11 protein-coding genes and 2 riboswitches are annotated in these 9774 nt (G+C 40.6%); all 11 genes read left to right on the forward strand.

Annotated features, from left to right (window positions below):
- The first annotated feature begins 82 nt into the window (after positions 1–82).
- The 11 genes from M5A78_RS22640 to M5A78_RS22690 all read left to right on the forward strand — a co-directional run bounded on the left by M5A78_RS22640 (position 83) and on the right by M5A78_RS22690 (position 9583).
- Positions 83–1117 (forward strand): DUF2804 domain-containing protein, encoded by a 1035-nt coding sequence (locus tag M5A78_RS22640; RefSeq protein ID WP_248737549.1) that lies wholly within the window; start codon positions 83–85, stop codon positions 1115–1117.
- Positions 1118–1232: 115 nt separating this feature from the next.
- Positions 1233–2081 (forward strand): YwqG family protein, encoded by an 849-nt coding sequence (locus tag M5A78_RS22645; protein WP_248737550.1) that lies wholly within the window; start codon positions 1233–1235, stop codon positions 2079–2081.
- 89 nt (positions 2082–2170) lie between these two features.
- A riboswitch (TPP riboswitch) is annotated at positions 2171–2280 on the forward strand.
- Positions 2281–2359: 79 nt separating this feature from the next.
- A complete protein-coding gene (thiM, locus tag M5A78_RS22650) occupies positions 2360–3166 on the forward strand; it encodes a hydroxyethylthiazole kinase (protein ID WP_248737551.1) in 807 nt (268 codons plus the stop codon).
- Positions 3167–3175: 9 nt separating this feature from the next.
- Complete coding sequence (gene thiD, locus M5A78_RS22655) at positions 3176–3982, forward strand: bifunctional hydroxymethylpyrimidine kinase/phosphomethylpyrimidine kinase (protein WP_248737552.1); 807 nt, start codon at positions 3176–3178, stop codon at positions 3980–3982.
- A gap of 14 nt (positions 3983–3996) precedes the next feature.
- A complete protein-coding gene (thiE, locus tag M5A78_RS22660; protein ID WP_248737553.1) occupies positions 3997–4659 on the forward strand; it encodes a thiamine phosphate synthase in 663 nt (220 codons plus the stop codon).
- Positions 4643–5152, forward strand: a complete 510-nt coding sequence (thiW, locus tag M5A78_RS22665) for an energy coupling factor transporter S component ThiW (protein ID WP_248737554.1) — start codon at positions 4643–4645, stop codon at positions 5150–5152. Before thiE ends, thiW begins: the two co-directional genes overlap by 17 nt.
- Positions 5152–5255, forward strand: a riboswitch (TPP riboswitch). (Overlaps the previous gene by 1 nt.)
- A 267-nt stretch (positions 5256–5522) precedes the next feature.
- Complete coding sequence (gene tenA / locus M5A78_RS22670; protein ID WP_248737555.1) at positions 5523–6194, forward strand: thiaminase II; 672 nt, start codon at positions 5523–5525, stop codon at positions 6192–6194.
- Positions 6142–6936: an ABC transporter ATP-binding protein gene (locus tag M5A78_RS22675; RefSeq protein ID WP_319942327.1), complete on the forward strand. Its 795-nt coding sequence runs from the start codon at positions 6142–6144 to the stop codon at positions 6934–6936. Before tenA ends, M5A78_RS22675 begins: the two co-directional genes overlap by 53 nt.
- On the forward strand, positions 6926–7696 hold the full coding sequence (locus tag M5A78_RS22680) for an ABC transporter permease (RefSeq protein WP_248737556.1): 771 nt from the start codon (positions 6926–6928) through the stop codon (positions 7694–7696). Before M5A78_RS22675 ends, M5A78_RS22680 begins: the two co-directional genes overlap by 11 nt.
- Before the next feature lie 17 nt (positions 7697–7713).
- Positions 7714–8703: an ABC transporter substrate-binding protein gene (locus M5A78_RS22685; RefSeq protein WP_248737557.1), complete on the forward strand. Its 990-nt coding sequence runs from the start codon at positions 7714–7716 to the stop codon at positions 8701–8703.
- 340 nt (positions 8704–9043) lie between these two features.
- A complete protein-coding gene (locus M5A78_RS22690) occupies positions 9044–9583 on the forward strand; it encodes a protease inhibitor I9 family protein (RefSeq protein WP_248737558.1) in 540 nt (179 codons plus the stop codon).
- Positions 9584–9774: the final 191 nt, after the last annotated feature.

Here is a 9774-nt window from a genome sequence, read left to right on the forward strand (position 1 = left end):
CAAAATGTAAAGGTCTTGGCAAGGTGTTTCTCGAATTGAAATGTATAGATGAACTTTCAGATTAATAAGTGAGGTGAGATGGATGCAAAGAAAAATGGAGACACCTCAAAAGTTGCTTAATGACAGGGGTGAACTAAACGACAAAGGGTATGCAACAAATCTTTTGCACGAATATTGTCGTGAGGATATCCATGCGCATTCTTATCGAATCAAAGAGTGGGATTATTATTTAGTTGCGAATGATGAGTTTGGTGTCGCCCTAACAGCTGCAGATAATTCGTATATGGGGCTATTAAGTGTTTCCTTTATGGATTTTAAAAATACCAGATATAGAACAACTAGCATTATCAAGCCCTTTACATTTGGTAAGTTGCAGTTACCTTCATCATCAAAAGTGGGTGACGTTGTATACAGAGATAAACGAATCCATATTGAATTTCTTCATAAAGGGACAGCGAGAAGGCTAAAGTGTTCCATGAAAAATTTTGATAAAGGCAAGGATTTTCTTTGTGACATCAAGTTAAGTGACGAACCAAAGGATTCGATGGTGATTGCAACGCCATTCGCGGAAGATCCAAAAGCCTTCTATTATAATCAAAAAATTAACTGTTTGAGGGCTAATGGTGTTGTCACAATTGATGGCCAAGAGTATCATTTCAATCCCGCTACTTCCTTTGGCATCCTGGATTGGGGAAGGGGTGTTTGGACTTACAAGAATACATGGTACTGGGGATCAGCATCAGGTGTCGCGAATGGAAAAGCGTTTGGTTTTAATATCGGGTACGGCTTTGGTGATACATCGGCAGCAAGTGAAAATATGCTCTTTTACGATGGACGTGCACATAAATTAGCAGAAGTGACCTTTCATATTCCGAAGAAAGAGGGTGGTAAATTTGATTATATGACTCAATGGAACTTTTCAGCAAGCGATGGTCGGTTTGAAATGAACTTTAATCCTATTTTGGATCGATCTGATTTTACTTCGATTGGGATAATTGCCAGTGATCAGCACCAAGTATTTGGTAGGTACAGCGGGAAGGCTGTACTTGATAATGGAAGTGTTATTGAAGTAAGAGATTTCTTAGGCTTTGCCGAGCGGGTTTATAATCGCTGGTAAAGATAATTAGGTAAAGAGCTTTCGTCATTTGTTACACCGAATAAATGATTCTAATACTTTATGATTTTGAAAAAAACGGAAAAAGCTAATAAAACAATTTAAAAGGAGCATTAGGATGGGAAACTTTGACCAATTACTAGAGGAGTTTGATTTATTACATAAGAAAAAGGAAATTTCACAAGCAATGAAATCAGCAATTGGAATCAGAGCGATGCAGGAATCAGAGGAAAATATCCCGATTGGCACTTCTAAACTTGGTGGACTGCCAGATTTACCTCCTCATTTTGAATTTCCAAAATACCACCATGGATACCTCTCATTCTTAGGACAAATTAATTTAAGTGAAGCGAAACCCTTTGATGTTGATCACATTTTACCGGATCAGGGTATTCTCTATTTTTTTTATGATATTATCGAACAGCCTTGGGGCTTTGAAAAGGAGGATAATGGAAGTTTTAAAGTTCTTTATTTTAAGGGGGATCTTTCAGAATTAACGAGAACCGATTACCCTGAACCAATTGATGATTATTCACCATTAAAAGCTTTCAAAGTAAAATTTTATCAGCATCAAACTGTTTCCGAAGACCCTGAAGGGCTTGAATTGAATGAAGAAGAGAGCGAAAACTTCTTGGAATTCAGAAGTCAAGCCATGCAGCCTTCCAAGGATGATCACCTATTACCCGCCCATTATATGTTAGGTGAGCCATTAAATATTCAGAATGATGTGTTTGAGGAAATGGTTTATTACAGTAATGAAAATAAATATGGAACAAATGGCTGGCAATCAAATCATCGAGAAATTAGAGCAAGAAGTAAAGAGCTGGTTCTATTATTTCAAATGGATAGTGATGACGATTTAGACGTTATGTGGGGAGATGCTGGAATACTGTATTTCTGCATCCACAAAGACGATTTGAAAAATAAACGGTTTGAAAAGGTTGGATTTATTCTTCAATGCTATTGAGTGCGTTTTCCTTTGATAAGAATTTATTTATAACAATTTTCTTTACAGTATTATTTAATAGAGTTATGATTTACTTAATTTAATACGAATGTATCTACTAGGGGTGCCCTGTAATCAGGCTGAGAGAAAACGATTAAGTTTTTAACCCTTTGGACCTGATCTGGGTAATACCAGCGTAGGAAAGTAGTTGAGTTAAGTGATTTTATTCTTATACTTACTAGCCAGGTCTATTTTTATGGACCTGGCTTTTTTATTTTTAAAAAAAAGGAGTGTTTAACATGGAAAAAAACAGCTTGTGCGAAACATTGCAAAAGGTAAGAGAGGTTAACCCGCTTGTACATAACATAACCAATGTCGTGGTTACTAATTTCACGGCGAATGGGCTCCTTGCCCTTGGCGCTTCACCGGTAATGGCGTATGCAGTGGAAGAAGTAGCTGATATGGCTCAGATTGCTAATTCAGTAGTTTTGAATATTGGTACGTTAAATTCACAAACAGTTGATTCGATGATCCTTGCTGGAAAGGCAGCAAATGAATCGGGTGTTCCTGTGATCTTTGATCCGGTTGGTGCCGGCGCTACTCGTTATCGGACGGAAACCGCGCAAAAAATCATGAATGAGGTAAAGGTGTCCATTATTAGGGGTAACGCCGCAGAAATGGCTAATGTGGTCGGCGAGAAGTGGGAAATTAAAGGCGTCGATGCAGGGGATGCCAAAGGGAATATCACTGAACTTGCGATCACTGCTGCGCAAAAAATGAACTGTGTGGTTGTCATCACTGGAAAAGAGGATGTCGTAACTGACGGAAAAACAACATATGTAGTTACTAATGGACACCCGATTTTGACAAAGGTGACAGGAACGGGTTGCCTATTAACCTCTGTAATTGGAGCTTTTGTGGGAGTGGAAAAGGATTTTTTTAGGGCAACGGTGGCTGCTTTAACTTACTATGGGATTGCAGCGGAAAAGGCTGCTAGAATAGCAGCGGACCTAGGCACGGGTAGTTTCCAAATCGAATTTTTGAACCAATTATCACTCGTTTCTTTTGAAGATATTAATCAATATAGTTCATTTAGGGAATTTTAGGGGGTTACTATGATGGAAAAGGCCTTAACAATCGCAGGGTCTGATAGCGGTGGTGGAGCAGGGATTCAAGCGGACCTGAAGACGTTTCAGGAGCTAGAGGTTTTCGGCATGTCGGCACTCACGGCTGTTACCGCGCAAAATACTTTGGGTGTTCATGCAGTCTATCCGATGACAGCCGAGGCAGTTATTCAACAAATTCAAGCTATCGGGGAGGATATCGGTACAGATGCGGTGAAAACAGGAATGCTTTTTAGTGCAGAAATCATCGAGGTCGTTTCAGCACAACTCAAAAAATATCAATGGAAAAATATCGTCGTCGATCCTGTGATGATTGCGAAGGGTGGGGCTTCATTGCTGCAACAGGAAGCCATTTCTGCGATGAAAAACCATTTATTGCCGCTTGCTGAAGTTGTGACTCCGAACATCCCGGAGGCAGAGGTGTTGACCGGGATGGAAATCCGAACAACTGAAGGGAAAATGGAGGCTGCCAAACGACTATATGAAATAGGGGTGAAAAATGTCGTCATAAAAGGCGGTCATGATAAAGATGAGCTTGAATCATCCAGTGATTTACTGTTTGATGGAAAGGAATTCTTCACTTTTAGCAGCAAGCGAGTTGACACAAAAAATACCCATGGAACCGGATGTACCTTTTCAGCTGTGATTACCGCTGAATTAGCGAAGGGCTCTACTGTACATAATGCCGTAGTTATAGCGAAAAAGTTTATTCAGGCAGCAATTGAGGACCAGATTGAAATTGGTCACGGACATGGTCCTACCAACCATTGGGCATATGGAAAAAGAAAAAATATTTAGGAGTTGGCTTGATCATGATCAACCTTCGAGCGCTACTGAAAGTTTATTTTATTATGGGCAGTAACAACTGCTTGAAAGACCCGAAAGAAGTTTTGAAGGAAGTGATTGCTGGCGGGATAACCCTTTTTCAATATCGTGAGAAGGGTGACGGAGCTTTAGCAGGTGCTGAAAAGTTAAGTCTGGCCAAAGAACTGCAGTGCATATGTAGGGATCATCAAATCCCATTCATTGTCAATGACGATATCGAGCTAGCGCTTGAACTTGATGCAGATGGGGTTCATATCGGGCAAGAGGATGAGCCTGTCAAATCGGTCAGAGAAAAGATTGGCGATAAAATCCTCGGTGTTTCCGTTCATTCAATTGAAGAAGCCGAGGTCGCTCTGAGAGAGGGAGCGGATTATTTTGGGATTGGTCCAGTTTTTCCGACGAAAACAAAGGTGGATGCCAAGCCATCCCGTGGGACAACATTGATCCAAACATTAAGAAAAGAAGGCTTCACCATCCCAATCGTCGGAATCGGCGGAATCACTCACAAAAATGCTAGATCCGTCGTGGAAGCAGGTGCAGATGGTGTTTCGGTGATCACAGCAATTAGCCATGAAGCGTCACCGATGGTAGCAGCGAGGGCATTAAGAGATAGTGTTGAGGAGAAAAAATCAGATGAACAAAACTCATAAATTAACTTTGACGGCGATGCTGATCGCGATTGGAACGATCTCGAGTAACCTGGTATCAATTCCGATGGGATTTACCAAGATATTTCCTGTTCAGCATTTTTTAAACGTTTTATCAGCTGTCCTTTTGGGTCCATTTTACGCTGTTGCTCAGGCCTTATGTGTCTCCTTACTTAGAAATTTGATGGGTACTGGTTCGGTTTTTGCCTTTCCCGGAAGTATGGTTGGGGCATTGCTGGCATCTCTTTTATATTTAAAAACTAGAAAAATCTATTTGGCTTTTATCGGTGAAGTTATTGGAACGGGGATTATTGGTGCGGTTCTTTGTTATCCAATTGCAACTCTTTTACTTGGGAAAGAAGCAACCCTTTTTAGCTTCATTCCTTTATTCATTTTTAGCTCCTTTGCGGGAGCCCTGCTTGGGTTGGTGATTTTAACTATTTTCTTAAGAAAGAAAGTCTTAATAATGGCTGATCAATCTTTAAAAACTAAATAAACATTCACTAGGGGAAGCCTTGAGGCTTGAGATGGAGGGTGCCTCCGAACCCTTTGAACCTGAACAAGTTGATACCTGTTGAGGGAAGTGGGAGGTGTTTTTAGCCCGCTTATTCCATTCCCAGGTGTGCGGGTTTTTATATTCACTTTGGTCTGAGAATATGAATCGCTGATAAATTCTTGGATTCGCTGATAAAATATAATTTCGCTGATATATTGGCTGAAATCGCTGATAAAAAACGATTTTCGCTGATATATTGGTTGAAATCGCTGATAAATGGCAAGTTTCCGCTGATAAATGCTTCTTAGAGAGAATGGAATCAGGTGAAAAGCAGCAACCAGCCTAAAAATGTGCAAAACGGGGGACAAAAATGAAATATTCGCAACAACTTAATGTAAAAGTAAAAGATATATGGGAGAAAATCCATCAGCATCCTTTTGTTGTTGGCTTGGGGAGTGGAGAGCTTCCAGTGGAATCATTCATACGTTACATGAAGCAGGATTATGTATTTTTAATCGACTATTCCAAGCTTTTTGCATTGGGGGTGGTTAAAGCCAGAGACCTCGATACGATGACATTTTTTGCGAAATTATTGCATGATACATTAAACGGAGAAATGGAGCTGCACCGCACTTACGCGGCCAAGTTGGGCATTACCCACCAAGAGCTAGAGGAAACTAAGCCCTCACCCATTAACTTAGCCTACACACGGTATATGCTGAACGTTGCTCAGAATGGATCTTTGGAGGAATTAATCTCATCGCTACTGCCTTGTATGTGGAGTTATTGGGAGATTAGCAAAATGCTAGCAGATTACTATCCGAATTCTAGCAAGCATCCATTATATGGTGAATGGGTAAAAATGTATTCCTCGAATGAATTTGGTTCGTTAGCCATGTGGCTCATTGATTTGCTAGATCGGTTGGTAGAAGGAAAGTCTGAACGAGAGTTAGCTATTTTAACAGACCATTTCTTGACGACGTCCCGGTTTGAATACATGTTCTGGGATATGGTTTACGAAGGAGGAGATTGGCCTGTCTAACTCATCTTTTGTTTCAATCGAAAAACTTACATATGCTTTTGAAAGCAACAGGCCCATTTTTCAAAATTTAACTATGGATGTGAAAGCGGGAGAATTTGTCTCCGTAATTGGTGCAAGCGGATCTGGGAAAAGTACTCTTTTTAAATTGATTACCGGCTTACTAGAGCCTGACCAAGGAGAAATCTGGATTAATGGCGAAAACGTTGGAAACAGGTTAGGGAAGGTAGGCTATATGCCGCAGAAGGATTTACTGTTACCATGGCGAACGGTTTTAGACAATGTATTGCTGCCGCTGGAAGTGTCGAAGGAAAATAGCCAACGGAGAATTCCCGAGATTCGAGAATGGTTAAACCGGTTTGGATTGACGGAATGGGAAACTGCCTATCCGGATGAACTCTCTGGAGGAATGAGACAGCGGGTCGCTTTTTTAAGAACAATCATGACGGGCAGAGACCTATTATTGTTAGACGAGCCGTTTGGAGCACTCGATTCGCTGACAAAACGAAACATGCACAGCTGGTTATTAGGACTGTGGGGGGAATTACAAAAGACGGTAGTGTTCATCACTCATGATTTAGAAGAGGCCATCCTGTTAAGCGACCGAATATATTTGCTTGGACGGGAGACATTGCAAGAAATCAACGTCAAGCTCCCAAGACCAAGAAGTTCAGAATTAATTTATCAATCTGAGTTTATTACGATGAGAAAAGAACTGGAGTGCATGATTCACGATGATAGGTAACTGGAAAAAATGGCTGGGGGAATATGGCCCGTTTTTGCTTGTAACCATCCTAATAGTAAGCGGTTGGGAATGGGTAGTCAGAAGAGGGATGATTCCTGCTTTTATCCTGCCTTCCCCATCAGCGATTTGGATGTCGCTTATAGAAAACCGCGAGCTATTGCTGGAAGACCATTTGCCAGCTACCCTTAAAGAGGTTTTGCTTGGTTTTGGTTTATCGCTTGGAGGCGGCCTTCTTCTTGGCGTAGGGATGCACTTTTCCCGTCCATTAGAAAAAGTATTGTACCCGTTTCTTGTCATTTCGCAAACGATCCCGTTGATTGCGATTTCACCGATCTTTATCATGTGGTTTGGCTATTCGATTTGGAGTAAAGTTGCCGTTACGATTTTAATCGCCATTTTTCCAATTGTTGTTAGTACCTATGATGGACTGAAGGCAGGAGGGATTGAATACAGGGAATTACTGCTGACAATGGGTGCAAATCGTTGGACCATTTTCAAAAAAATTCAGCTACCAATGGCCTTGCCTTCAATCCTGTCAGGTTTGAAGATGTCCGTGGTTTATTGTGTGGTCGGAGCCACTATCGGTGAATGGCTGGGTGCTAGTGTTGGGTTAGGCTATTTTAGCCGGAGAATGTCAGGAAATCTAAAGGCGGACGCCGTGTTTGCCGCAATATTCCTGCTCTCATTGCTAGGAATCGTGTTGTTTTTAATCATAAGTTTCATAGAAAAAATGCTATTAAAAAATCAAATTCGCAACTAGAAGGGAAGGGAAAATCAATGAAAAAAAGCTTTTTAATCATGTTTTGCCTATTATTATTATCTGCTTGTGGGAAAGGTGAGGCCGATAAAAATTCAGCAGGTGGGGAGAAATTAGAGAAAGTAAGCTTAATGCTAGATTGGTATCCAAATGCAGTGCACTCTTTTCTTTTTGTAGCAAAAGAAAAGGGCTATTTTAAAGAACAAGGCCTGGACGTGGATATTCAAATGCCTGCCGATACAAATGATCCACTTAAACTCGTTGCAGCTAATAAAGTCGACATGGCTATCAGCTACCAACCAGAGGTTTTAGTGGCACGTGGAGAGCAAATTCCTGTCCAATCGTTTGCCGCACTCGTACGACATCCACTGAATCAACTAATGGTCGCTGCGAATAGTCCGATTCAATCACCAAAGGATCTGGAAGGAAAAACGATTGGATATCCAACGATTCCATTAGATGAAGCCATCATTCACACGATGATGAAATCGGATGGCGGGGATGCGGAGAAAGTAAAAATGGTCGATATCGGCTGGGATTTAATTCCCGCAATGGCAACGAAAAAGACAGATGCGCTTATCGGCGGATATATCAACCATGAGAAATTACTGCTGGAAAAAGAAGGTCACCCTATACGTACATTAAATCCTGCGGATTATGGTGTTCCTGATTATTATGAATTAGTTTTGGTCGGCAGTGAAAAAGGATTGAAAGAAAAACCAGCCGTTTTCAAAAAATTTATCGCCGCGATGACGCAGGGACAAAAATATGTTGTGGACCATCCTGAAGAGGGGGTATCCCTTTTAATGAAGCATGAGGAAAAATCATCACCACTAGACAAGGATATCGAAACAAAGAGCCTAGAAATCCTTCTGCCGCTCATGGATGCCAAAGAAAAACCATTCGGTTACCAAGACCCAGAAACCTGGAACAAAGCCGCAAAATGGTTAAAAGAAACCAAAATGATAAAACAAAACGTAAAAGCAGCGGATGCATTTAAAAATTTATAAAGTGTTAAAACGGTGAACAGCTTTTTAAGGGTGTCAGGCACCGTTCGTGGACAAATGTACGCCTGTGGTGGACATTGGTGCCGTCCATTAGAATTCACTTATTTGATAAGGTGGTGGATGGCGGATACAAATGGTAAAATAAGGATATAACCAAATATTCAAGGTAAGGGAATGAGAATCTTTAAGACGGTCATTCTGGGATTTTCTGAAAAGGAAATGTATGGTACCTTTGATTTAATTAATATTATCAAGACAAACGAAAATCTAGGGAAGTAAATTAGAATAAGTTGTTAATAATAGTAGCTTATAATTATCCTATTAATGGAAGGTTGTTATGGCTATGATTAAACGGGGTAAGGTTATACTGTTTTTTTCTCTGTTGGCTGTGTTAGGTTTTAGTGTATTTTTCACACCAATTTATCAAGAGAAAGAAGGACAGAATACATCAAAAGAAGAACAGAATAAACCAAAGGGGGAACAGATTGAACCAAAGGGGGAAGAGGTAATGACGCAGAATATTTATATTGACCCAAAGATCAATTTAAAAAGCGAGGAAGAGGTTATTATAATTATTCACTTTAAAACAAAACCTGCAAAAGTGGCTGTTGCCCTAGCAGAAGCAAGCGGAGTACCGTTAACCATAGAAAAGGCGGAACAGGATGTCAAAGACAGTCATGCCCGTTTTCGAAAGGATGTTGAAAAGTATCTCGGGCAGAAGCAAATCCCCTATACCATTGTCCATACCTATTCAGCTGCCCTAAATGGTGTGGCCATGAAATTACCTGCAAATGAGATTAAATCCTTGTTACAATCAGCTGAAATAGAGGCCATTTATGCAAACCGAGAGATTAAGCTAGTCCCGCCGGTTCAACCATCCTAAATAGATTTCTTTGTCAAATAACCAACCTATGTTTAGAGCTTGATGAAAGGAGTATCCTTCGATCAAGCTCTTTTGTATGGAAAAGGGGCGGAGCGCCGCAAAAGCGAATTAGTTTATCCAATTCGAGTGAAATAAATACATTTTTCACTTCGAATTAGGTGAAGTTCTGCTCTGCTCACACCGCCTTTATT

Source organism: Neobacillus rhizosphaerae, from assembly GCF_937468385.1.
Taxonomy (GTDB): Bacteria; Bacillota; Bacilli; order Bacillales; family Cytobacillaceae; genus Neobacillus; species Neobacillus rhizosphaerae.

Bases quoted from the DNA above. Each gene is read 5' to 3' on its own strand.
- M5A78_RS22640 (WP_248737549.1), top strand. From the start codon at position 83: ATGCAAAGAAAAATGGAGACACCTCAAAAGTTGCTTAATGACAGGGGT.
- M5A78_RS22645 (WP_248737550.1), top strand. From the start codon at position 1,233: ATGGGAAACTTTGACCAATTACTAGAGGAGTTTGATTTATTACATAAG.
- thiM (WP_248737551.1), top strand. From the start codon at position 2,360: ATGGAAAAAAACAGCTTGTGCGAAACATTGCAAAAGGTAAGAGAGGTT.
- thiD (WP_248737552.1), top strand. From the start codon at position 3,176: ATGATGGAAAAGGCCTTAACAATCGCAGGGTCTGATAGCGGTGGTGGA.
- thiE (WP_248737553.1), top strand. From the start codon at position 3,997: ATGATCAACCTTCGAGCGCTACTGAAAGTTTATTTTATTATGGGCAGT.
- thiW (WP_248737554.1), top strand. From the start codon at position 4,643: ATGAACAAAACTCATAAATTAACTTTGACGGCGATGCTGATCGCGATT.
- tenA (WP_248737555.1), top strand. From the start codon at position 5,523: ATGAAATATTCGCAACAACTTAATGTAAAAGTAAAAGATATATGGGAG.
- M5A78_RS22680 (WP_248737556.1), top strand. From the start codon at position 6,926: ATGATAGGTAACTGGAAAAAATGGCTGGGGGAATATGGCCCGTTTTTG.
- M5A78_RS22685 (WP_248737557.1), top strand. From the start codon at position 7,714: ATGAAAAAAAGCTTTTTAATCATGTTTTGCCTATTATTATTATCTGCT.
- M5A78_RS22690 (WP_248737558.1), top strand. From the start codon at position 9,044: ATGATTAAACGGGGTAAGGTTATACTGTTTTTTTCTCTGTTGGCTGTG.